Source organism: Fontimonas sp. FW305-C-3 (genome assembly GCF_058783185.1).
The window spans coordinates 33824-57038 of the sequence record NZ_JBYSYK010000005.1; the positions used below are offsets into that span (position 1 = coordinate 33824).

Annotated in this window: 21 protein-coding genes; 9 read left to right on the forward strand and 12 right to left on the reverse strand. The window is 65.6% G+C overall.

What is annotated here, in order from left to right:
- Positions 1-148: 148 nt before the first annotated feature.
- Positions 149-1375 (reverse strand): aspartate kinase, encoded by a 1227-nt coding sequence (locus AC3WUF_RS18875; protein ID WP_492428524.1) that lies wholly within the window; start codon positions 1373-1375, stop codon positions 149-151.
- Positions 1376-1492: 117 nt separating this feature from the next.
- Complete coding sequence (gene alaS / locus AC3WUF_RS18880) at positions 1493-4111, reverse strand: alanine--tRNA ligase (RefSeq protein ID WP_492428526.1); 2619 nt, start codon at positions 4109-4111, stop codon at positions 1493-1495.
- Between the two features lie 135 nt (positions 4112-4246).
- Between alaS and AC3WUF_RS18885 the strand changes: the two genes are divergently transcribed.
- Positions 4247-5236, forward strand: coding sequence for a patatin-like phospholipase family protein (locus AC3WUF_RS18885; RefSeq protein WP_492428528.1), 990 nt, complete (start codon positions 4247-4249; stop codon positions 5234-5236).
- Here AC3WUF_RS18885 and AC3WUF_RS18890 read toward each other — a convergent pair.
- The 3 genes from AC3WUF_RS18890 to AC3WUF_RS18900 form a co-directional block, all read right to left on the reverse strand.
- Positions 5181-5660 (reverse strand): regulatory protein RecX, encoded by a 480-nt coding sequence (locus AC3WUF_RS18890; RefSeq protein ID WP_492428530.1) that lies wholly within the window; start codon positions 5658-5660, stop codon positions 5181-5183. The two genes, AC3WUF_RS18885 and AC3WUF_RS18890, sit on opposite strands and share 56 nt — an antisense overlap.
- Positions 5638-6666 (reverse strand): recombinase RecA, encoded by a 1029-nt coding sequence (gene recA / locus AC3WUF_RS18895; RefSeq protein ID WP_492428532.1) that lies wholly within the window; start codon positions 6664-6666, stop codon positions 5638-5640. Before recA ends, AC3WUF_RS18890 begins: the two co-directional genes overlap by 23 nt.
- Positions 6667-6840: 174 nt before the next feature.
- Positions 6841-7047: a hypothetical protein gene (locus AC3WUF_RS18900; RefSeq protein WP_492428534.1), complete on the reverse strand. Its 207-nt coding sequence runs from the start codon at positions 7045-7047 to the stop codon at positions 6841-6843.
- A gap of 82 nt (positions 7048-7129) precedes the next feature.
- On the opposite strand from AC3WUF_RS18900, the gene lexA reads away from it, so the two are divergent.
- Positions 7130-7783 carry a transcriptional repressor LexA gene (gene lexA / locus AC3WUF_RS18905; RefSeq protein ID WP_492428536.1) on the forward strand — a complete coding sequence of 218 codons (654 nt, stop codon included), beginning with the start codon at positions 7130-7132 and terminating at the stop codon, positions 7781-7783.
- Positions 7784-7860: 77 nt separating this feature from the next.
- On the opposite strand, the gene thpR is transcribed toward lexA, so the two are convergent.
- From thpR to AC3WUF_RS18920, 3 genes are read right to left on the reverse strand one after another with little or no spacing between them, the layout of a single operon-like run.
- Positions 7861-8448: an RNA 2',3'-cyclic phosphodiesterase gene (gene thpR, locus AC3WUF_RS18910; protein WP_492428538.1), complete on the reverse strand. Its 588-nt coding sequence runs from the start codon at positions 8446-8448 to the stop codon at positions 7861-7863.
- Positions 8438-8920: a CinA family protein gene (locus AC3WUF_RS18915; protein WP_492429075.1), complete on the reverse strand. Its 483-nt coding sequence runs from the start codon at positions 8918-8920 to the stop codon at positions 8438-8440. Before AC3WUF_RS18915 ends, thpR begins: the two co-directional genes overlap by 11 nt.
- On the reverse strand, positions 8920-9969 hold the full coding sequence (locus tag AC3WUF_RS18920; RefSeq protein WP_492428540.1) for a Glu/Leu/Phe/Val dehydrogenase dimerization domain-containing protein: 1050 nt from the start codon (positions 9967-9969) through the stop codon (positions 8920-8922). Before AC3WUF_RS18920 ends, AC3WUF_RS18915 begins: the two co-directional genes overlap by 1 nt.
- A 139-nt stretch (positions 9970-10108) precedes the next feature.
- On the opposite strand from AC3WUF_RS18920, the gene AC3WUF_RS18925 reads away from it, so the two are divergent.
- Both AC3WUF_RS18925 and AC3WUF_RS18930 read left to right on the forward strand, forming a co-directional pair.
- Positions 10109-11296: an acetyl-CoA C-acyltransferase gene (locus tag AC3WUF_RS18925; RefSeq protein WP_492428542.1), complete on the forward strand. Its 1188-nt coding sequence runs from the start codon at positions 10109-10111 to the stop codon at positions 11294-11296.
- Positions 11296-12264, forward strand: a complete 969-nt coding sequence (locus AC3WUF_RS18930) for an SMP-30/gluconolactonase/LRE family protein (RefSeq protein ID WP_492428544.1) — start codon at positions 11296-11298, stop codon at positions 12262-12264. Before AC3WUF_RS18925 ends, AC3WUF_RS18930 begins: the two co-directional genes overlap by 1 nt.
- Positions 12265-12267: 3 nt before the next feature.
- Here the strand turns inward: AC3WUF_RS18930 and AC3WUF_RS18935 are convergent, their stop codons facing one another.
- The 3 genes from AC3WUF_RS18935 to AC3WUF_RS18945 are packed head-to-tail and all read right to left on the reverse strand — an operon-like array spanning position 12268 to position 17944.
- Positions 12268-13671 carry an efflux transporter outer membrane subunit gene (locus tag AC3WUF_RS18935; RefSeq protein ID WP_492428546.1) on the reverse strand — a complete coding sequence of 468 codons (1404 nt, stop codon included), beginning with the start codon at positions 13669-13671 and terminating at the stop codon, positions 12268-12270.
- Positions 13668-16814 (reverse strand): efflux RND transporter permease subunit, encoded by a 3147-nt coding sequence (locus AC3WUF_RS18940; RefSeq protein ID WP_492428549.1) that lies wholly within the window; start codon positions 16812-16814, stop codon positions 13668-13670. The genes AC3WUF_RS18935 and AC3WUF_RS18940 overlap by 4 nt, the downstream gene beginning before the upstream one ends.
- The gene (locus tag AC3WUF_RS18945; protein ID WP_492428551.1) at positions 16811-17944 is read right to left on the reverse strand and encodes an efflux RND transporter periplasmic adaptor subunit; all 1134 of its coding nucleotides are present in this window, start codon (positions 17942-17944) and stop codon (positions 16811-16813) included. Before AC3WUF_RS18945 ends, AC3WUF_RS18940 begins: the two co-directional genes overlap by 4 nt.
- A 133-nt stretch (positions 17945-18077) precedes the next feature.
- Between AC3WUF_RS18945 and AC3WUF_RS18950 the strand changes: the two genes are divergently transcribed.
- From AC3WUF_RS18950 to AC3WUF_RS18970, 5 genes are all read left to right on the forward strand, one after another.
- Positions 18078-18587, forward strand: coding sequence for a MarR family winged helix-turn-helix transcriptional regulator (locus AC3WUF_RS18950; protein ID WP_492429077.1), 510 nt, complete (start codon positions 18078-18080; stop codon positions 18585-18587).
- 63 nt (positions 18588-18650) lie between these two features.
- On the forward strand, positions 18651-19319 hold the full coding sequence (locus tag AC3WUF_RS18955) for a hypothetical protein (protein ID WP_492428553.1): 669 nt from the start codon (positions 18651-18653) through the stop codon (positions 19317-19319).
- Positions 19320-19424: 105 nt separating this feature from the next.
- A complete protein-coding gene (locus AC3WUF_RS18960; protein WP_492428555.1) occupies positions 19425-20183 on the forward strand; it encodes a TetR/AcrR family transcriptional regulator in 759 nt (252 codons plus the stop codon).
- A gap of 88 nt (positions 20184-20271) precedes the next feature.
- Positions 20272-21495 carry an EAL domain-containing protein gene (locus AC3WUF_RS18965; RefSeq protein ID WP_492428557.1) on the forward strand — a complete coding sequence of 408 codons (1224 nt, stop codon included), beginning with the start codon at positions 20272-20274 and terminating at the stop codon, positions 21493-21495.
- A gap of 372 nt (positions 21496-21867) precedes the next feature.
- A complete protein-coding gene (locus AC3WUF_RS18970) occupies positions 21868-22431 on the forward strand; it encodes a thioesterase family protein (RefSeq protein WP_492428559.1) in 564 nt (187 codons plus the stop codon).
- Here the strand turns inward: AC3WUF_RS18970 and AC3WUF_RS18975 are convergent.
- On the reverse strand, positions 22412-23209 hold the full coding sequence (locus AC3WUF_RS18975) for a crotonase/enoyl-CoA hydratase family protein (RefSeq protein WP_492428561.1): 798 nt from the start codon (positions 23207-23209) through the stop codon (positions 22412-22414). The two genes, AC3WUF_RS18970 and AC3WUF_RS18975, sit on opposite strands and share 20 nt — an antisense overlap.
- Between the last annotated feature and the right edge of the window lie 6 nt (positions 23210-23215).

Consider the following 23215-nt stretch of genomic DNA (forward strand, 5'->3'; position numbering starts at 1 on the left):
CGTCCCGTAAACCGTAGCTCATGACCCACTGGTCATCCTGGCTGGCAGTTTCCGGGACTTTTTCCGGCGGCGGTATCCCCCGTACAGGGCGGGTCGGCTGTGGATAAGTCTTTATCCCGTCGGGTTTTGCCCGGTTCTGGTGCGCAAATCAGACTTTTGCCGCTTCCTCGAGGCCAAAGGCCTTGTGCAGCGTGCGCACGGCGAGCTCGAGATACATCTCTTCGACGACGACCGAGATCTTGATCTCCGACGTCGAGATCATGCGGATGTTGATGCCCGCAGCGGCCAGCGCCTTGAACATCTTCGAGGCCACGCCCGCGTGGCTGCGCATGCCGACGCCGACCAGCGAGACCTTGACGATGTCGGTCGCGCCCGCCACGCCGCGCGCGCCGAGTTCGCCGGCGATCCGCTTCATGATGTCGAGCGCGCGCTCGTAGTCGTTGCGATGCACGGTGAACGTGAAATCGGTGGCGCCATCGCCGCCGACGTTCTGCACGATCATGTCGACTTCGACATTCGCATCGCCCACCGGGCCGAGAATCGCCGCGGCAATGCCCGGGCGGTCCGGCACGCCGGTCATGGTGATCTGGGCCTCATCGCGGTTGAACGCGATGCCGGAGATGAGCGGGTCTTCCATCGGGTTGTCCTCAAGCGTGATCAGCGTGCCGGGGCCGTCGACGAAGGTCGACAGCACGCGCAGCGGTACCTTGTACTTGCCGGCAAATTCGACCGAGCGAATCTGCAGCACCTTGGAGCCGAGACTGGCCAGCTCCAGCATTTCCTCGAACGTGATCTTGTCCAGGCGGCGCGCCTTGGGCTCGACGCGCGGGTCGGTCGTGTAGACGCCGTCGACGTCGGTATAGATCTGGCATTCGTCGGCCTTCAGCGCGGCGGCGAGCGCAACGCCCGTCGTATCCGAGCCGCCGCGGCCCAGCGTCGTCACGCTGCCGGTCGGATCGATGCCCTGGAAGCCCGCAACCACCGGCACGATGCCGGCATTGCAGTCGGCGAGCAGGCGCTCGGAATCGATGTGCTGGATGCGCGCCTTCATGTGCGCGCTGTCGGTCTTCACCGGCACCTGCCAGCCCGTGTACGAGCGGCTCTTGACGCCGGCCTTGCCGAGCGCGAGCGCCAGCAGGCCGATCGTCACCTGCTCGCCGGTCGCTGCAATCTGGTCGAACTCGCGTTCGCTGCCGCGCGGATCGATCGACTTCGCCAGCTTGAGCAGGCGATCGGTCTCGCCGGACATCGCCGAGACGACCACGACCACCTGATGCCCCTGCTGCTGCCAGGACGCCACCTTGCGTGCGACATGCTCGATGCGCTCGACCGAGCCCATCGACGTGCCGCCGTACTTCTGAACAATCAGTGCCATCTCTATTTCGTCTGCCTGTGTCTGTACCCGGCGTAGCCCCGGTGAAACCCGAGGCTGGCGCCCACTACGAGCTGAAATCCCGGGTTGCGCCGGGCTACATCGCTGCTGTCTTGCTGCCTATTTGCTTTCAATCCAGCCGTAGACGCTGTCGAGCGCCGCGGCCAGGTTTTGCGGCTGCGTGCCGCCCGCCTGCGCCATGTCCGGTCGCCCGCCGCCCTTGCCGCCGACCTGCTGGGCGACAAAGTTGACGATATCGCCGGCCTTGTAGGTCTTGGTCAGATCGGCGGTGACACCGGCAATCAGGCTCACCTTGTCGCCAGCGCTGGTGCCCAGCACGATGACCGCCGAACCCAGCTTGTTCTTCAGCTGGTCGAGCAGGTCGCGCAGTGCGCCACCGTCGACGCCATCGAGTGCGGCCGACAACACCTTGACGCCCTTGACCTCGCGCGCCTGGCTCGCCAGATCGCCGCCCGCGCTCGCCGCCATCTTCGATTTCAGCGCTGCCAGCTCGCGTTCGAGCTGCTTGCTGCGGTCCTGCAGCTGCTCGATCTTGTTCGGCAGCTCTTCCGGGCCGGCGCGCAGCAGATCGGCGGCGCGCTTGAGCGTCGCCTCGGTATCGCGCAGGTACTGCAGCGCGTTCTCGCCGGTGATCGCCTCGACACGGCGCACGCCGGCGGCCACACCGCCTTCGGAAACGATCTTGAACAGACCGATATCGCCGGTGCGGTTGACGTGCGTGCCGCCGCACAGCTCGGTGGAATGCTCGCCCATCTTCAGCACGCGGACTTCGTCGCCGTACTTCTCGCCGAACAGCGCCATCGCGCCGGAAGCGATCGCGTCGTCGTAGGACATCAGCGCGAAATCGACGCTGACGTTGTCGAGGATCGCGATGTTGACGCGGCGCTCGATCTCGGCGATCTCGGCCGGCGTCACCGCCTGCGTGTGCGAGAAGTCGAAACGGGTGCGTTGCTCGTTGACCAGCGAGCCCTTCTGCGCCACATGGTCGCCGAGCACGTCGCGCAGCGCCTTGTGCATCAGATGGGTCGCCGAGTGATTGCGCATCGTCGCGCGGCGCACGCTCTCGCTGACCTTGGCGTCGACGCCATCGCCGACCTTCAGGACACCGGATTTGAGCTTGCCGTGATGGCCGAACACGCTGCCCTTGATCTTCTGCGTATCGGCGACTTCGAAGTTGCCAATCGTGCCGCGATCGCCAACCTGGCCGCCGGACTCGGCATAGAACGGCGTGCTGTCGAGCACGACGATGCCCTTGTCGCCCGCATTGAGCTGATCGACCGCAGCGCCGTCGCGATACAGCGCGAGCACCTTGGCCTTGCCCTGCAGGCCCTCGTAACCGATGAAGCAGGTCTCCGCGCCGTCGTAGCTGACGCCGGCGCCGCTCTTGAACGAGCTTGCCGCCCGGGCACGCTCACGCTGCGCGTTCATCTCGCGCTCGTAGCCGGCCTCGTCGAGTGTCAGGTTGCGCTCGCGTGCGATGTCGGCCGTCAGATCGAACGGGAACCCGTAGGTGTCGTACAGCTTGAACACGACCTCGCCCGGGATCTGCTTGTCGCTGATCTTCGCGATCGCTTCATCGAGCAGCTTCATGCCCTTGTCGAGCGTGATCGCAAAGCTCTCTTCTTCGCCGCGGATCGCTTTCTCGATCTGCGTGCGCTTGTCGACCAGCTGCGGATACGCCTCGCCCATCACCTCGATCAGCGGCGCAACCAGCTTGTAGAAGAACGCATCAACGATGCCGAGCTTGTAACCGTGGCGGATCGCACGACGCATGATGCGGCGCAGGACATAACCGCGGCCTTCGTTGGACGGCAACACGCCGTCGGCGATCAGGAACGAACTCGCGCGGATGTGATCGGCAATGACCTTCTGCGACGCGCTCTCGTAAGGCTTCTGCGCCGCCAGCTTCGCAACCGCCGTCACCAGATGCCTGAAGGTGTCGGTCTGGTAGTTGTCGTTGGAACCCTGCAGCAGCGCGCTGATGCGCTCCAGACCCATGCCGGTGTCGACCGACGGCGCCGGCAACGGCGTCATCGTGCCATCGGCACTGCGGTCGAACTGCATGAACACGACGTTCCAGATTTCGATCCAGCGGTCGCCGTCCTCTTCCGGCGATCCCGGCGGGCCGCCATAGATGCCTTTGCTGCCATCCGGATCGTGGTCGTAGAAAATTTCGGTGCAGGGGCCGCAGGGGCCGGTGTCGCCCATCGACCAGAAATTGTCCGACGCGTAACGCGCACCCTTGTTGTCGCCGATGCGGACGATGCGATCAAGCGGCACGCCGATCTGCTCATGCCAGATCGCAGCCGCTTCATCGTCTTCCTGATAGACCGTCACCAGCAGGCGCGCCGGGTCGATCCCCAGCCACTGCTTGGAGGTGATGAACTCCCAGGCAAAGCGGATCGCGTCCTGCTTGAAGTAATCGCCGAACGAGAAGTTGCCCAGCATCTCGAAGAAGGTGTGATGCCGCGCCGTGTAGCCGACGTTCTCGAGATCGTTGTGCTTGCCGCCCGCGCGCACGCACTTCTGGCTCGACACCGCGCGCTTGTACGGCCGCTTGTCCTGGCCGGTGAACACGTCCTTGAACTGGACCATGCCGGCGTTGGTGAACAGCAGCGTCGGATCATTGCCGGGCACCAGCGGGCTGGACGCCACCACGGTATGACCCTGGCTCCGGAAGTACTCCAGAAACTTGGAACGAACCTCGTTGCTATTCATGCGTTTGGACGCGGCTTGGAGGCCCCGGCCGGGGCGGTACAAAAGGGGCGCTATGTTAGCCAAGCACAAGCCTTGCCGCCATTCCGTCACAAATCCGCGCTGCCGTTCTCATACGGGCTGCGTAGAATCACCGGCATGAACCGTTCCGCCTTCGCGGCGCCGCTGCGCCGCCTGCCCGTCCTGCTTCCCCTCGCCCTGATCCTTGCGGGATGCGCCAGCGCGCCGCCGGCCGTCACCGTGGTCGAGCCCCCACCGGTCGCCGCCGTGGCCCCGCCGCCGCCGAAAGTCGGCCTGGTGCTGGGCGGCGGCGGTGCCCGCGGTTTCGCCCATATCGGCGTGCTGAAGATGCTCGACGTGCTCGGCATCAAGCCGGACCTGATCGTCGGCACCAGCGCCGGCAGCGTCGCCGGCGCCTTTTATGCCGCCGGCTACAACGGCTTCGACCTGCAGATGCTGGCCTACGAGCTCGACCGCGCGACCGTCACCGACTGGTCGCTGTTCAGCAAGGGCCTGCTGCGCGGCGACGCCCTGCAGAACTTCGTCAACCGCCAGCTCGGCAACCGCAACATCGACCAGCTGAAGATTCCCTTCGCCGCCGTCGCCGCGCGCCTCGACACCGGCCAGGGCGTGCTGTTCCAGCGCGGCAATATCGGCCAGGCCGTGCGCGCTTCGTCGGCGGTGCCTGGTGTGTTCCAGCCGGCCCTGATCAATGGCGCCGAGTATGTCGACGGCGGCCTCGTCAGCCCGGTGCCGATCCGCTACGCGAAACAGCTGGGCGCCGATTTCATCATCGCGGTCGACGTCTCGACGCCGCCCAGCACCACGGTCACCGAAACCAAGCTCGACGTCGTCATGCGCACGTTCGACATCATGGGTCAGGCGATCCGTGAAGCCGAGCTGCCGCAGGCCGATGTCGTGATCCGGCCGGACCTGTCGAAGATCGCGTCCAGCGATTTCGACAGCAAGCAGCTGGCGATCCTGCAAGGCGAGCGCGCCGCCGTGGCGATGGTTCCGGCCATCCGCGAGCGCCTGCTGGCATTGACCCAGGCCAGGGCCGCGGCGGCAGCGGCTAGTCCAGCGGTTCCAACGGTCCCTTCAGCGCAGATCGCACCTGCGCCGCGCTGAACCCGCGGCTGGCCAGGAAGCGATATTGCTTCTGCCAGTCCTCGGCGGATTGCGGCGGCTCCTTGAAACGGCGCTGCTGTAACCGCGCACAGCGCTCGGCCCAGTCGCATCCGGCTTGCGCCAACGCGGCAGCAATCCCGGCGCGATCCACGCCGACGGACTCCAGTTCGTGCTCGATACGCAGCGGCCCGTAGCCCTGCTCGATGCGGTTGCGCACCAGCATCTCGGCGTAGCGCTCATCCGACTGCCAGCCGGCGTCCGCCATTGCATCGACGACTTTACCGGCGGCTTCGGCATCGAGGCCGCGCCGGCTCAACTTGTACTGCAACTCGGCAGCCGCATGCTCGCGGCGCGACAGCAGGCGCAGGGCGGCCTCGCGGCCGCCCTGCGCATCGAGTGGCTTACTTTTCTTCGGTGGTGCCAAGCGCGGTCGACTTGCGATCCGGCAGCATGGCCGCACGCAACGCCAGTTCGATCTCAGCGGCCAGTTCCGGACGCTCCTTGAGATAGATGCGCGCGTTGTCCTTGCCCTGGCCGATCTTGTCGCCCTTGTAGGCATACCAGGCGCCCGATTTCTCGACCAGCTTGTGCTCGACACCGAGATCGATCAGCTCACCGAGCTTGGAAATGCCTTCGTTGTAGAGAATCTCGAAATGCGCTTCCTTGAACGGCGGCGCCATCTTGTTCTTGACGATCTTGACGCGGGTTTCGTTGCCGACGACCTCGTCGCCCTTCTTGATCGCGCCGGTGCGGCGGATGTCGAGGCGCACCGAGGCGTAGAACTTCAGCGCGTTGCCGCCCGTCGTCGTTTCCGGCGAGCCGTACATGACGCCGATCTTCATGCGGATCTGGTTGATGAAGACCACCATGCATTTCGAGCGCGAGATGTTGCCGGTCAGCTTGCGCAGCGCCTGCGACATCAGGCGTGCTTGCACGCCGACGCTGGAGTCGCCCATCTCGCCTTCGATTTCGGCCTTCGGCACCAGCGCCGCGACGGAGTCGATGACGACGATGTCAACGCTGTTGGAGCGCACCAGCATGTCGCAGATTTCCAGCGCCTGTTCACCGGTGTCCGGCTGCGAGATCACCAGATCCTCAACCTTGACGCCGAGCTTCTGCGCGTACTGCACGTCGAGCGCATGCTCGGCGTCGATGAAGGCAGCGACGCCGCCGGCCTTCTGGCATTCGGCGATCGCGTGCAGGGTCAGTGTCGTCTTACCCGAGGATTCCGGGCCGTAGATTTCGACCACACGGCCGCGCGGCAGGCCGCCGATGCCGAGGGCGGCATCCAGGGTCAGCGAGCCGGTGGAAATGGTTTCAACATCCCGCAGCTGCTCGCCCGGAGCCATCTTCATGATGGCGCCCTTGCCGAACTGCTTTTCGATCTGCGACAGCGCTGCTTCGAGCGCCTTCTTGCGATTCTCATCCACGATGGGGGTTTTCCTTATGTCAGTGCCGATGGGTTTGCCTACATCGGCAGTATCCAGCAGCACTGGCTCAATACCTGAGCCATTGACGGCGCTGTTGCGGCCACTGCGGCGCGGCGCGATTGTCCCTGTTTCCACTGATTCCGTCATGGCTCCCCTCCGTGTTCGTGTGATGTCTTAAGCCCAGACGGCGCGCATCGCCGTCAGCAGGGCTTCGTGGTGATAGAGCGTGATGCCCAGCGTCACCGCGTAGACCGCGGTCTGCACGAAGCGCGTCGACCAGTCGCTGGTCTCCACTTCGCGGGGGGCGTAGAGGTCGATGGCCATCACCGGACCGGAACGGCGGCGGGCGGGACGGCGGCTTGCGGCGAGGGTCTGGCTCATATACTGTTCACCTGACGACTGGTTGAATGATAGGTACTTGTCATTTGAACAGTACTCCTCTCTTTTTCCGGATGCAAGCCCCATGGCCGATCTGACCGCCCGCCAGCGTGAAATCCTCGAGTTCATCCAGCTGCGCATCCGCGACGACGGCTATCCGCCGTCCCAGCGCGATATCGCGGATCAATTCGGCTTCTCGCAGAACGCCGCGCGCGATCACCTGATGGCGCTGGTCAAGAAGAACGAGATCGAGATCGCCCCCAATGGTGCGCGGACCATCCGCCTGTTGAAGACGGTCGAAGCCGCGAACGAAGGCCTGCCCCTGCTCGGCCGCATCGCCGCCGGCTCGCCGATCACCGCGCCGGAGAACGCCGAGCACTGGCTCAACATCGACCCGGGCCTGTTCCAGCCCAGCGCCGACTTCCTGCACCGCGTCGACGGCGATTCGATGATCGACGCCGGCATCCAGCCGGGCGATCTGGTCGGCATCCATCGGCAGAGCGAAGCCAGCAACGGCCAGATCATCGCCGCCTGCCTGCTCGACCGTCGCACCGGTTACGAGTCGATCACGCTCAAGCGCTACTTCCGCAAAGGCAACGAAGTCAGCCTCAAGGCCGAGAACAGCCGCTATGAACCGATCGTCATCGATCTGGCGCAGGCCGATGAAGATCAGGAAGGTCCGGGGTTTCGGATTGCGGGTGTGATGGGCGGACTGCTGCGCAGCGGGTCACCGCGCTAGGTCCCGTAGCCCGGGTGGAACCCGGGGGAGATGCGCAAAATGACAGCGAGTCCCGGGTTTCACCCGGGCTACGGGGTTCAGAAATTCAGCGGCATCTGGCCGCCGGCCGGCTCCGCCAGTTCCGGCGCGCGCAGCGTCCAATGCTCCAGCTGGTCGTATTGCAGTGTCGGCAGATCGATACGACTGCGCGCCAGGGTGAAGCTCTCGACATCCCAGCTGATCGGCGTCACCGGCGTTTGCGGCAGCGGCGTGCCGGCGTCGCGTTGCAGGGTCAGGTGCGGCACGAAGCGCGCACGGTCCGGCGTGATGCCGGCGCGGTGGACGGCATCGCGCAGCTGGATGTGCAGCGCCGTCAGCTCGGCGGGGCTGTTGCGGCAACCGAGCCACCAATGCACGCGGCTTTCACGGAAGCAGCTGGCGTAGTCCAGCGTCAGACGGAACGGGGTGACGCGGACCTGGCCGAGCAGCGCGCGCAGGCGTGTCTCGGCCTCGGCATTGACGGCATCGCCGAGAAAACTCAGCGTCAGATGAAACTGGTCGGGCGGAATCGCCCGCCCTGTCGGCTGCATCCGCATGCGCAGGCCGCGCGCGGCATCGTTGCAGGCATCGCGCACGGCGGTGCCGGGCCATAGCGCGACGAACAGCCGGTTCAGCTCAAGCGCCATGCCGCAGTCGGTCGAGCAGGATATCCAGCGCGGCGCGCACGGTCTGCGCGCGAACCGACTCGCGATCGCCGTCGAAGCGGAACAGCCGCGCACTGGCGGCGCCGTCGCGCCGCGCGCTGGCAATCCACACGGTGCCGACCGGCTTGTCCTTGGTGCCGCCGCCGGGGCCGGCGACGCCGGTCACGGCGATCGACCATTCGACCGGCGCCGCGCCGAACACGCCGGTCGCCATCGCAACCGCCGTCGCTTCGCTGACCGCGCCATGCTGCTCCAGCAGCGCCGTCGGCACGCCGAGCGCGGCCGATTTGGCGCGATTGGAATAGGTGATGTAGCCGGATTCGAACCAGCCCGAGGAACCGGCCAGATCGGTCAGGCTCTTGGCGATGTAGCCGCCGGTGCAGGACTCGGCGACGGCCAGCCATTCGCGCCGCGCCAGCAAGGCGTCGGCGATCTCAGTAACGCGCTGGTTGATCACGGCTTGAAAATCTCCTCTGCCATGCGATCGGCAATTTCGCCGGTGGGCCGCTTCTCTTCGCCCGCGCGCTCGAAGATGCGCGTCAGCGTCGTGCCGATTCTTTGCAGATGCGCCTCGACGACCGCCCAGTCGTAATCCAGGCCTTCGTAGTGGATGTCGATGATGCCGCCGGCGTTGATGCAGTAGTCCGGCGCATAGAGGATATCCCGCTGCATCAGCGCGCGTCCGTGCTCGGGCCGTGCGAGCTGGTTGTTCGCCGCGCCGGCGACGATGACCGCCTTGATCTGATCGATGCTGCTGTCGTTGAGGATGGCGCCCAGCGCGCAGGGCGCGAAGACATCGACATCGAGCGCGGCGATCTCATGCATGGCGACGGCGGTGGCACCCAGCTCGCGCACACAGCGCTCGACCGCGGGCGCGTGAATGTCGGTGACCCACAGCCGCGCGCCGGCTTCGCGCAGCAGCTGGCACAGGCGGAAGCCGACGTTGCCGACGCCCTGCACCGCGACGCGTACGCCGCGCAGGTCGTCGCGCTGCAGGCGATGGCGCACGGCGGCCTTGATGCCGATGAACACGCCAAAGGCGGTTGCCGGGGAAGGGTCGCCGGTGCGCCCGGCGGCCACCGACGCTTCGTCGGCCAGGCCGCCGACGTGGCGCGTGAACTCGGCAACGTAGCGCATGTCGGCAACGCTGGTGCCGGAGTCCTCGGCGATGACATAGGCGCCATTGAGGCGCTCCACGGCGCGGCCGACGGCACGCATCAGATCGGGCGTCTTGTCCTTGCGCGGGTCGCCGATGATCACGCTCTTGCCGCCGCCCTGCGGCAGCCCCGCCAGCGCCGCCTTGTAGGTCATCCCGCGCGACAGGCGCAGCACGTCGGTCAGCGCCTCGGCCTCGCTGGCATACGGCCACATGCGGCAACCGCCGAGCGCCTTACCGAGTCGGGTGTTATGCACGGCGATGATCGCGCGCAGACCCGTTGCGGCGTCATGGCAATGGGCGACGGTTTCGTGGCCGTCGAACTCCGGGTGGCTGAACAGCGTCATCTGTGCAGGTCCGTCTGGCGAATGAGTCGACCTTAATAGTCGACCCCGGGGCAAACGTCCAGCAGCCGCGGACAAAGACCGCCGGGCGCCGGATCGCTAGAATGGTGACCCAAACTCAACAACCGACCAGGCCGCGTCAATGTCCAGCTCCGATTCGATCGTCATCACTTCCATCGCCCGCACCCCGATGGGTGGCATGCAAGGCGTGCTGTCCGCGTTCGGCGCACCGCAGCTCGGCGCGATCGCGATCAAGGCCGCGGTCGAGCGCAGCAAGCTCGCGCCGGCCGACGTGCAGGAAGTGATCATGGGCTGCGTGCTGCCGGCCGGCCTCGGCCAGGCGCCGGCGCGCCAGGCGGTGCGCGGCGCCGGTCTGCCGGACGCGGCCGGCGCGACGACGATCAATAAGGTCTGCGGCTCGGGCCTGAAGGCGGTGATGCTCGCGCACGACCTGATCAAGGCCGGCAGCGCGGACGTGGTCGTCGCCGGCGGCATGGAGAGCATGACCAATGCACCACATATGCTGACCAAGGCGCGCGGCGGTTATCGCTTCGGCCACGGCGAGCTGCTCGACCACATGGCACTCGATGGCCTCGAGGACGCCTACGAGAAGCGCACGCCGATGGGTACGTTCGCGGAACGCTGCGTCGACAAATACAGCTTCACCCGCGAGGCGCAGGACGCCTTCGCGATCGAATCGCTGCGGCGCGCCAAGCAGGCTGGCGAAGACGGCAGCTTCGACTTCGAGATCGTTCCGGTGGAAGTGGCCGGCAAGGCCGGCACCGAATCGATCGCCCGCGACGAGCAGCCGGGCAAGGCGCGGCCGGACAAGATCCCGGGCCTCAAGCCGGCGTTCAAGAAGGACGGCACGATTACCGCGGCCAACGCCAGCTCGATCTCCGACGGCGCCGCCGCGATGGTCGTGATGAAGGGTTCCGAAGCCGACAAGCGCGGCATCAAACCGCTGGCGAAGATCGTCGCGCATTCGACGCACTCGCAGCTGCCGGCGGAGTTCACGACCGCGCCGGTGCAGGCGATCAGCAAGCTGATGGCCAAGGCCGGCTGGAACGTCGGCGACGTCGACCTGTGGGAAATCAACGAAGCCTTCGCCGTCGTCACGATGGCGGCGATGAAGGAACACAATCTGCCGCACGACAAGGTCAACATCCACGGCGGCGCCTGCGCGCTCGGCCATCCGATCGGCGCTTCCGGCGCGCGCATCCTGGCAACGCTGATCGGCGCACTGAAGAAGACCGGCGGACGCAAGGGCGTCGCGACGCTGTGCATCGGCGGCGGCGAAGCGGTTGCGCTCGCGGTCGAGATGCTCTGATGCGCGCTCTGGCGTGGAGTGCGATGACCGCACTGAGCCTCGCGCTCGCCGCCTGCGGCAGCGATGGTGACGGCAATAGCGCCTCCATGCCGGATCCGGCCACGCTGTGCGTCAGCGACAGCTGCGGCAGCAAGACCGTGCTGCTGACGATTCCGGATGCCGAAAACCTGATCTTCACCGACAGCGGCCGTCTGTTCGTCACCGGCGGCACCGATGCCTACGAGATCGGCAAGGATGACGCCGGCACATACATCGCGACGGATATCTTCGAGGGCACGACCAACTTCACCGGGCTGGCGATCATCGGCGATGTGCTCTACGCGAATGCCTTCGACGGCCAGCTCTACGCGGCCCGATTGACGGCGCATCCGCAGCTGCAGGCCATCCACGACTACGGCATGGCGGCGCCGAACGGCCTGACCGCCGGACCGGACGGCGAGCTGTACGCCACCAACGGCCCGCTCGCGACCAACGCCCTGCCCGATCCGAAGATCGTCCGCATCGATCTCGATCCCAGTGACCCGTTCAAGGTAACGAACCAGACGACTTGGTTCACAACGGGATTGCTCGGCCCCAACGGCCTGCAGCTCCGTGGCCGCACGCTGTATGTCAGCAATACCGGCCTTGGCGGCCTGGCTGAAATCCGCACGATCGAGATTGCTGCCGACGGCACGCCGGGCGCTTCGGCGCAGCTGCTGAGCTTCATCGGTTTGCCGGACGATTTCAGTCTGGTCGACGATCACCTGCTGGTCGCCAACTTCCTGACCGGCGCGGTCATGCTCTACGACGGCAATGGTGAGCAGCTGCAAAGCACTGCGCCGCTGGGCTTCAGCTTCCCGTCGATGCTGCGCACCGGCCGGCCGCCGCTGTTCGCCAATACCGACATCGTTGTCACCGAGAAGGGCATCCTCGGCGACAACGTTTCGCCGATCGGCAATGTGCTGTCGGTATTCCGCGCGACGCCTTGAGGTTTACTCCGGCGTCGCCGGTTCGGCGTTGTCCCAACCGCCGCCGAGCGCGCGGTACAGATCGACCGTCGCCAGCTTCATCGCAAGCAGGGCTTGCGCCTGTGCCTGCTCGGCGGCGAACAGATCGCGGTCGGCATTGATGACATCGAAGTACGAGGAATAGCCCGCCTTGTAGCGCGCCTGGGCAATGCCTTCCGCACGCCGCAGCGCCCCGACCTGCGCCTGCTGGGCCTTCAGCACTTCCGCATTCGCCGAGCCGGCGATCAAGGCGTCGGCGACTTCGCGGAACGCGTTGCGTACGGTCTTCTCATACTGCAGCAGGGCCTCGCGCTTGCGCGCCTGGCTCAGATCGACCTGATACAGATTGCGCTCGGCATTGAGCAGCGGCTGCAGCAGGCCGACACCGACCGACCAGGTCTCGGCCGGCGCGGTCAGCAATTCGGAAACATCGGTGCTCAGCGAACCGAAAGCACCGGTCAGCGACAGGCTCGGGAACAGCGCCGCCTTCGCCGCGCCGATCCGCGCATTGGCGGCAATCAGCGCCTGCTCGGCCTGCAGGATATCGGGGCGCCGTTCGAGCAGCTTCGACGGCATGCCGGCGCCCGCCGTCACCGGCGCCGCGCACTGTCCCTGCTCGATCGCCTGCACCGGTTGCGCGAGCAGCACGCTCAGCGCGTTCTCGGTCTGCTGCCGCTGACGCAGGAGATCGTGAACGCTGACCTGCGCGGCGGCGAGCTGCGCCTCGGCGCTGGCGACATCCAGTCCGCTGATCACGCCGCGCTGCGACTGCGCCTGGGTCAGCTTCAGGAAAGCCTCGCGGGTCTCGACGCTGCGCGTCGCCGCGCGGCTGCGCTCATCGAGCGCACAGAGGCTGTAGTAAGCGCCGGCAACGTTCGCGATCAGGCTGACGCGCACCGCGCGCTGACCCTGGACGCTGCCGAGATACTCGGCACGCGCCGCTTCGCTGAGCCGCCGCAGACGCCCCCAGAAATCCAGCTCCCAGGACAATCCGACGTCCAGGCTGCCGCGCTCGCCGAGGCGGTCCTGTCCCGGCGTGATCGCGTACTCGGACGACTGCGCGCGAGTCACCGCGCCTTCGCCGTTGATCTGCGGCAGCTGCGCCAGGCGTTGACTGCCGAGCGCCGCACCGGCCTGATCGACGCGACTCGCGGCGATCTGCAGATCGAGATTGGCGGCCAGCGCTGCTTCGATCAGGCGCTGCAATGCAGGCTCGGCGTAGACCGCACGCCAGTCCGCATCACCCAGTGCGGCGGCCTCCGCCGTCACCTGTCCGCGATACAGCTCTGGCACATCCTGCGCCGGCCGTGCGTAGTCCGGGCCGAGTGCGCAGGCCGACAAGGACAGCGCCGCAAGGCCGACCGCGATCCGACTCTGTAGCGCGCTCATCGTGCAAGCTCCGTCGCCTGTGCCGGGCGCCCGTTTCGTCTGTTGTTCCAGCGCTCCGCCGCGCCGGCGATCATCACGTAGAAAGCCGGCACAAGGAAGATGCCGATCACCGTCGCCGCGAACATGCCCCAGACGACGACCGTGCCCAGCACCTGACGCGCCGCCGCGCCGGCACCGGTAGCGATCATCATCGGCACCGCGCCGAGGATGAAGGCAAAAGATGTCATCAGAATCGGCCGCAGACGCAGGCGCGCGCCCTCGACCGCTGCGTCGATCAGCGAGCGGCCGCGCTCGTGTTCGATCTTGGCGAACTCGACAATCAGGATCGCGTTCTTCGCGGCGAGGCCGATCAGCATGACCAGACCGATCTGCGCGTAGACGTCGTTGTTCATGTGACGCGCGGTCAATGCAACGAAGGCGCCGAAGATCGCGAACGGAATCGCCAGGATCACCGCGAACGGCACCGCCCAGCTTTCATACATGGCGGCAAGCAGCAGGAATACGAACAGCATCGCCGCCGCGAAGATGTACGGCGCCTGGCCGGACGACTTCTTCTCCTGATAGGTCTGGCCGGACCATTCGTAGGCCATGCCCGGCGGCAGGTCGGCGCCGATGCGCTCCATCGCCGCCGCCGCTTCGCCGCTGCTGAATCCGGGCGCCGGCGAACCCAATATGGTGATCGCGCGGAACACGTTGAAGCGCTCGATGTAATCCGAGGTGGCCTTGGTGTGGATTGCCACCAGTGTCGACAGCGGCACCATCTCGCCGCCCGCGGAGCGCACGTAGAGCTGGTTGACCGCATCCGGCGTTGCGCGCGCCGTGCCTTCGGCCTGCGCAGTCACCCGGAAGGTGCGACCGAACAGATTGAAGTCGTTGATGTAGCTACCGCCGAAAAAGGTCTGCAGCGCACCGAAGATATCCGACAGCGGAATCCCCAGCGTCTTCGCGCGTTCGCGATCGATGACGTATTCGATCTGCGGCGTGTCCGGATTGATCTGGCTGAACACGCGCGTCAGTTCGGGTTGCTTCTGCGCGCGCGCAACGACGTCACGCATCGTTTCGACCAGGGCCTGCTGGTCGGCGCCGCCGCGCGCCTCGAGAACGAACTCGAAACCGCCCGCCGAACCGATGCCGGGAATCGACGCCGGATTGATCATCACGAACTGCGCCTGCTGCAGCTTCGCCGCCTCGGCCGTGAGCGTCTTGATGATGTCCTGCGCACTGTGCTCACGCTCGTTCCAGGGCTTGAGAACGATGAACACCGTCGCGGTCGACGGCGAGGCGACGCCGCTGAGCAGCGACATGCCGCTGATACCGATCGTGCTCTCGATCTCCGGCATCTGCGCGGTGATCTTGCGGAACTGATCGAGCAGCGCATCGGTGCGCTGCAACGACGCGCCCGACGGCAGCGCAACCGAAGCGAGCAGGTAGCCCTGATCCTCGTCGGGCACGAAGCCGCCCGGACGCTGCGACACCAGCCAGGTTGTCGCCAGTGCCACGGCAATGAACACCGTCACACCGATCATCGTGCGATGGATGCCATGCCGCACCGAGGCCGTGTAGCGCTCGGTGAATCGCTTGAACAACCGGTTGAAGGCGCCGAAGAACTTGCCGAGCGGACCACCCCAGTGCGACTCGGCCGTCGGCCGCAGCAGGATCGCGCACAGCGCCGGCGTGAAGGTCAGCGCGATGAACGCCGAGATCAGCACCGACACCGACAAGGTGATCGCGAACTGGCGGTACAGCTCGCCGGTCAGGCCAGGCAGAAACGCCACCGGCACGAAGACCGAGGTCAGCACCAGCGCGATCGCGATGACCGGACCGGAAACGTCCTTCATTGCCGCGATCGTCGCTTCGCGCGGCGACAGGCCATGGCTGTCCATCTTCTCGGTCACCGCCTCGACGACGACGATCGCGTCGTCGACGACCAGACCGATCGCCAGCACGAGCGCGAACAAGGTCAGCGTGTTGATCGAGAAGCCGAACGCGATGAAGGCGCTGAACGCACCGACCAGTGCGATCGGCACTGTCAGCATCGGAATCACCGTGGCGCGCCAGCTCTCCAGGAACAGGAACACGACCAGCAGCACCAGCACCGCCGCCTCGAACAGGGTCTTGATCACCTCGTTCAGCGACTCGGACACGAAGAAGGTCGTGTCGAACGGCACCGAATAGGTGATGCCCTCGGGAAAGCTCTTCGACAGCTCCTCCATCGTCTTGCGCACGCCGGCCGCCACTTCGAGCGCATTGGCGTCGGCCGACTGGAAGATGCCGATGTTGGCGACCGGCTCGCCGTTCAGGCGGCTGGTGCGCGTGTAGTCGGTTGCGGCCAGTTCCACGCGAGCGATGTCGGCCAGCCGGACCAGCGCGCCGTCGGGGCCGACGCGCACGACGACGGCCTCATATTCCTCGGGACTGGTGAGGCGGCCGCGCACGCTGACTGCATATTGCTTCTGCTGTCCAGGCGGGGCTGGCTCCGCACCGATGGTGCCGGCCGGCGCAACGACGTTCTGCTCCTGAAGCACGCGCGAGATATCCTGCGTCGTGACCCCGAGGCGCGCCATCTTCTCCGGATCGAGCCAGATGCGCATGCCGTAGTCTCGGGCACCGAATACGGTGACCTGACCGACACCCGGAATACGCGCCAGCGCGTCGTAGATGTTGAGGCTCGAATAGTTCGACAGGAACAGGTAGTCGTACTTGGGATCGGTCGCACGCAGCGACACGAACAGCAGCGGCGACGGCTGGCGCTTGATGACCGTCACGCCCTGGCGGGCAACCTCTTCCGGCAGGCTGCGCTGCGCGATCGCGACGCGGTTCTGCACTTCGACGGCGGCGAGATCCTGATTGGTGCCGACCTCGAAGGTGACCGTCAGCGTGTACGAGCCGTCGTTGCCGCTCTTGCTGCTCATGTAGAGCATGTTCGGCGCACCGTTGACCTGCTGCTCGATCGGCGCGGCGACGGACTGCTCGACAGTCGTCGCGTCGGCGCCCGGGAAGCGCGCGGAGACGACGATCGACGGCGGTGTGATCTGCGGATAACGCGCAATCGGCAACTGAGTCATCGCGATCGCGCCGGCCAGCGTGATCAGGATCGCGAGGACCGACGCGAAGATCGGCCGGGCAATGAAGAAATTGCTCACGGCGCGTGCGCTCCGGCCGCGGCCGGCGTGTTCGTCGGTTGGGGCTCGGCCTTGCCCTGCACCTGCACCGGCATGCCGGGCTTGAGGCGCTGGAAGCCATCGACGATCACGTCGGCGCCGGGCTGCAGGCCCTCTTCAACCAGCCAGTCCGAACCGATGCGCGCGCCCATGCGCAGGTCGCGGCTCTGCGCATGCTGCTCGGCGTCGACGATCCATACCGAAGTCTTGCCCTGCAGTTCCTGCACGGCGCGCTGCGGCACCAGCAGCGCCTGATCGAGCTTGTCGACGGCGACAACCACGCGTGCGAACTGGCCGGAGCGCAGCTCACCTTCGGGGTTCTCGACTTCCAGGCGCAGCGGCAGCGTGCCGGTCAGCTTGTCGACCGCGGCATCAATGAAGTTCAGGCGCGCCGGCTGCTTGTAGGTCGAACCGTCGGCAAGCAGGATCTTGAACGTGTCGTTGTTCTCGTAGTGACCCGCCGGCTGCACGCCGAATCGATCCTGGATTTCCAGCATGCGGCGCTCGCTGATGCTGAAGTTCACATACATCTGCGCCGTGTCGTAGATCGTCGTCAGCAGGGATTGATAAGCCGTCACCAGCGCACCGACGCGGAACTGCGCACGCCCGACGCGGCCGTCGATCGGCGCCGTCACCGTCGTGTAGTCGAGATTGAGCTGCGCCGACTTCACCGTCGCCGCCGCCGCCTCGACCGCCGCCCGGCTGGCGCTGACGCGCGCACTGACCGCGTCCAGCTCCTGCTGACTCACCGCGTTGAGTTCGGACAGCGGCTGCACGCGCGCCAGATCGCGCTCGGCCTGCTGCTGCGCCGATTCGGCCTGGGCGAGCGCGGCGCGCGCCTGCTCCAGCGCCACGACATAAGGCTGGCGATCGATGACGAAGAGCACCTGGCCGCGCTTGACGTCCTGACCCTCGACCGCAACCTGCTTCTCCAGCAGACCGCCGACCCGCGCACGGATCTCGACGATGTTGGAGGCATCGACCTGGGCGACGTATTCAGCCGTCACCGTTGCCTCGCGCGGGAGGATTTTCTGGGTCGTCACCGCGGTCGGGGCCGGCGGCGGCGGCTCTGCCTTGCCGCAGGCGCTGAGCAGTGTTGCCGCTGCCAGCATTAAAGGAGCGGAGATTTTGACTGTATGTGCAGAGAAGCGGGACATGCGAAGGCGCTCCAGAAGCGGGCGTTGCAAGCAGGGGGGCCACAATGTTAGCTTGCTAACTATTAGCGTGCAAGATATATTCGTGTTCATGACAGCTGTCTGCCCCGAACAAAGCTTTGGCCACCTGGTCCGCGACGTCTCGAACCTGTGGCGCGAAGTGATCGATCGTCGCCTTGAGCCGCTCGGCCTGTCGGCGGCGCGTTGGCAGCCGCTGGTGCTGCTCTACCGCGCGAACGAGCCGATGACGCAGACCGTCCTCGCCGCCGCCCTGAATATCGAAGCGCCGACTCTGGTGCGCCTGCTCGATCGCCTGAGCAAGGATGGCTGGGTGGAACGCAAGCACTGCCCTGATGATCGCCGTGCCTATCACATCGTGCTGACCGACAAGGCGCACAGCACCTGCGCCGAGATCGAGGACGTGCTGGCTCAGACCCGCCGCGAAATCCTCAGCGTGCTGAACAAATCGGAAGTCAGCGCGTGCGTGGATATCCTGGAGCGGGTGCGTCAGCAGACGCTCCAGCTGCGGCACGATGGCAGGCCGCCCGCCGAGAACCCGCTCAGCGCCGTGCTCAGCCGGCCGCGGCCACGCACACGCTGAACGGCGCGCAGACCTGCGCGCGTCGACAATCTTTGACAGGATGGGCTCGAGACCGAGGCCCGCATGCATTTCTTCGCCCTTTCCCGCCTGCCCTGGTTGCTGGTGGCGCTGCCCATCGCGGCAGTGCATCTGAGCTATGCGATTTCCGCCAGCAACAGCGATGTCCCCTGGTGCATTCCGTACATCGACGGCTGCACTTCGATCAGCCGCGCTGCGCGTTATGGCGACGCCAACCTCCTTTTCAAAACGCTGATGCTGCCCTATGCGGCGCTGCTGGCCGTGTTCTGGCATCAACTCTCCGGCTGGTTGCGCGAGCTGCGACCGGATGCCGGCAAACGCACCCGCAGCGTGCGCCTGCTGGGCGTTACCGCGGCGCTTTTTCTCGTTCTCTATACGGTCTTTCTCGGTATCGATGGCGAGTTCTACCAGTGGATGCGGCGTTACGGCATTACGGTTTTCTTCGGCTTTTCGGTACTCGCGCAGATGCTCACGCTGGCGCTGTTGAATCCCTTGCTGGGCAAGCACCGGGCTCTGCGATACAGCATGTTTCTCTTTTGTGGCCTGTTGCTGATACTCGGACTTCTAAGCCTGCCTCTGCAACATTTCTCGGACAACGCGAAAGCGGCGATGAACGCGCTGGAATGGACTTACTCTGCGCTGATGACCTTGTTTTACGCATTAATCGGGCATGTATTTCGAGTCAATAGATTAAAGTTACTGACCCCTTCCTGACAGAAATATTCCCAGAATTTCACCCTTTTGATGTGAATTGAAGGTAAGTTTCTGTACAAAAGGTTAGTACAGAAAAACCACAGCAGCACAAAAGGAAGGGAAAACATGGACGTTCAGGAAAAGGTAATCCAGGAAAAAACCGCCCTCAGCCGCAAAAGAGCCACCCCGCGCATGACCCGCTCGGGGCGCAAGTTCGGGACTCGCAGTGTCCCGCGCGAGACGCGCATGGAGGAGATGCTGCAGGTTGCATCGCGCATGTTTGCCGCGCGCGGATACCACGGCACGTCGATGGACGACATCGCCGCCCAGGCGGACATCAGCAAGCCGCTGCTGTACCGCTACTTCGGCTCCAAGGATGGTCTCTACATCGCGCTGATCGAACGCGCGGGCGAGCATCTGCTGGCCGGCATGAGCCACGTTTCCACCGAAGGGGAGCCGATGCAACGTGTCGAGCGCAGCGTCAATGCGATCCTCGCTTTCATCGATCGCCATCGGGACTCCTGGCGCGTGCTGTTCAACGAGGGGCTGATGGCGTCGACGCCGGTCGCGGAGCATGTGATGCGGCTGCGCAACCGCATGATCAGCGGGTCGAACCAGACCTTCGCGCAGATCGTGGGCGATTCGAGCGAGGCCGGCTGCCGCCAGGTCGAGCCGCTGACCTACGCGCTGTACGGCGCCGGTGAGTCGATCGCGCGTTGGTGGCTGTCTCATCCGGAAACCCCCGTGGAGACCCTGCGCCAGCTGATGTTGGGCATGCTGATACCGGCGCTGACCACAATGCGCGACAATCACGCCAATCCTGAGATCTTCGAGAGCACTACAGGACCAACGGTGGCTGAACCGCTTCTGTTCGCGGCGGGCTAGAGCCAGTGGTACCGCCGCCCGCGGTCGCAGGGCGCACCGATGGGGCTTGGGGGGAGGTCACAGCACATGAGGTTTGCGGAGACGTGGAGTGACGACCCAACTGGAGGTGCAGCGGCTGGCACCGGGCGAAATGCTGTTCTGCGAGGGCGACGCCGGTGATCAGGCTTACCTGATCGAATCCGGCGTCGTCGAAGTCTACGTAGACCGGCCGAACGCCACGCATGTCATCGGGCACCTCGGCGCCAACGATCTGGTTGGCGAAATGGCATTGATCAGCCTCGGCCCGCGCAGCGCCAGCGTCCGCGCGGTCGAGCCGACGGTATTGCGCGTCGTCACCCAGGAATCGCTGCAGGAACAGCTCGACGAAACGCCGCCAATGGTGCGTCACCTGCTGCGAGTCATCCTCCGCCGCAGCCGGAACGTTCTCGCCAGTCTCAGCAGTGCGGAGGTCGGCACGGTACTCGGCAGCGCACTGGGCGCCCTGGACTCCAGTGCCAGCGAAACCTCGGATCATCAGATCACCGTCAACCGGCTGCGCATCCGCCAAGCCGTGCGGGAGGCGATGCAGAACAACGAGCTGGAGCTGTTCTATCAGCCGATCGTCAGCCTCCGAGATCCGTCGCAGCCGGTCGGCTTCGAGGCGCTGGTGCGCTGGCGCCGCGAAGGCGCGCTGGTGCCTCCCGGCGAGTTCATCTGGGTCATCGAGGATTCGAATCTCATCGTCGAGTTCGGCCGCTGGACGATCCGCCAGGCGACGGCGGCCTTGCGGCAGATGCAGGACACAGTGCGGCAGCTCGGCACAGACCTCGAACTGCCGTTCGTTTCGGTCAATCTCTCGGTTCGCCAGTTCAGCGACCCGGAGCTGATCTCGACGATCGGCACCGCACTGTCGGAACACGATCTGCAACCCTCGAAGCTGCATCTGGAAATCACCGAAACTGCGGTGCTCAACAATCTCGAGGCCGCGCTCGCGCTGCTCAATCGCTGCCGCGATCTGGGCTGCAAGCTGATCGTCGACGATTTCGGCACCGGCTACAGCTCGCTGTCCTATCTGCATCGCTTGCCGGTCGATGCCTTCAAGCTCGATCGTTCCTTCATCGCCGACTCGGCAACCAGCGCGCGCGGCCTGTCGATCGTCAAGGCGGTTGCGCGGCTTGCCGAGGATCTCGGCATGTACGTCGTCGCTGAGGGCATCGAGACCGAGGAGCAGGCCGAACTGTGCAAGGGTGTCGGCCTGACCTATGCGCAGGGCTATCTGTTCGGTCACGCGACCCCGCTCGATCAGGCGCTGAAGCGCCTGCGCTCGCCCTAGGGCCTGTTGACGCTATGGCGCTCGCTGCGATGCCACGAGATTTGCGGCCAGGCAAGGCCCGGCCGACGAAGTTTGGTCATTCCAAATGAGGAGGCCGGAACGCCGCATGGCCGCAAATCCCGTGGCACCCCGAAGGGGCGGGACCGTTTTGGCGCATCGCCGCGTCATTCGTCGCTCATGTACGTCAAGTACACCGCGCTCCTCATTCCTTGCGCTGCGCCAAAACGGTCTCCGTCGCAGCGATCGCCATAGCGTCAACAGGCCCTAGACGCTGCATCGGCGCCGCCATCCTGCCGACATTGTCGCCGGGGCCAATGGCCGCGCCCTGGGAGTGCCGTAGCCTCGCGCATCCGTCTCCCTGCAGCGATCGGCATGCTCGAATTCTTTCGCGTTCTCTATGTGCTCGCCACCTGGCGTCGGCGCGGCAAGACCGGCCTGTTCGAGACCACGCGCATCCATCTGCGCGTGCTGCCAGGCGAGATCGACTTCAACCTGCACATGAACAACGGCCGCTATTTCTCGGCGGCGGACATCGGCCGCCTCGACTGGGGCATGCGCAGCAACCTGTGGCGCAAGGCGCTGAGCCACGGCTGGCGCTCGGTAGCCGGCGGATCGAGCGCCCGCTTTGCGCGTTCACTGCAGCCGTTCCGTCGCTACGCGCTCGATACGCGTCTGCTCGGCTGGAACGAGAAATGGTTTTTCTGCGAACACCGCTTCATCCGCAAGGAGCAGGTCTACGCGACGGTGCTGGTGCGTTACGTTTTCCTCAGCAAGCGCGGCAGCGTGCCGCCGCAGAAAGTCCTGCAGATGACCGGCCACGACGGCGTCTCTCCCGCCCTGCCCGACTACATGCAGCGCTGGCACGAGTCGCAGGAGGCCCTGGCCGCGGCGCTGCGCGCAGAACGCGCCGTTACGTCTAGACCGAGCGCGGCGTAAACACCGGCGCGCGTTTCTCGCCGTTGGCCTTGATCGCTTCACGATGATTGCTGCCGAACAGCAACTTGAACTGCAGCGCGCTTTCGATGCGGAATGCCTTGCGCTCCGAGGCCATCCAGCTGGTGTGGAACAGCTTCTTGGTCAGCACCACCGCATCCGGCGAACGGCCTGCGATCTCGCGCGCGAGCGCCTGCGCCGTCGCCAGCGGATCGTCGCTGACTTCGGTCACCAGCCCCAGCTCGGCGGCGCGCGTTCCACTGAATCGTTCGCCGGTCATCGTCAGCCGCATCGCCTGATCCATCGGCAGCAGCTCGCGAAGGCTGACGCTGCCGCTCATGTCGGGGATCAGTCCCCATTTGGCTTCCATGATCGACAGGTCCGCGTCCGGCGCCGCGATGCGCATGTCGGCCGCCAGCGCGATCTGCAAACCACCGCCGTAGCAGACACCCTGCACGACCGCGATGACCGGCACCGGCAACTCGCGCCAGCACCAGCCGGCACGCTGATAGAGATTGGTCTTGGCGAAGCCCCACTTGATGAAGCTGCGCATCATCCGGCCACGACTCTTGCCCCAGGACTTGAAGTCGAGGCCGGCGCAGAAGCCGCGACCCTCGCCGCGCAGGATCACGACCCGCACCGAGCGGTCCTTCCTGATCTGCTTCGCGGCTTCGACCAGACCGACAAACATCTCGTAGTCGAGGCCGTTGAGCTTGTCCGGCCGATTCATCGTGACCGTCGCAACGCCATCGTTGACTGCCACCAGCACCCGCTGTTCCATCGCGCC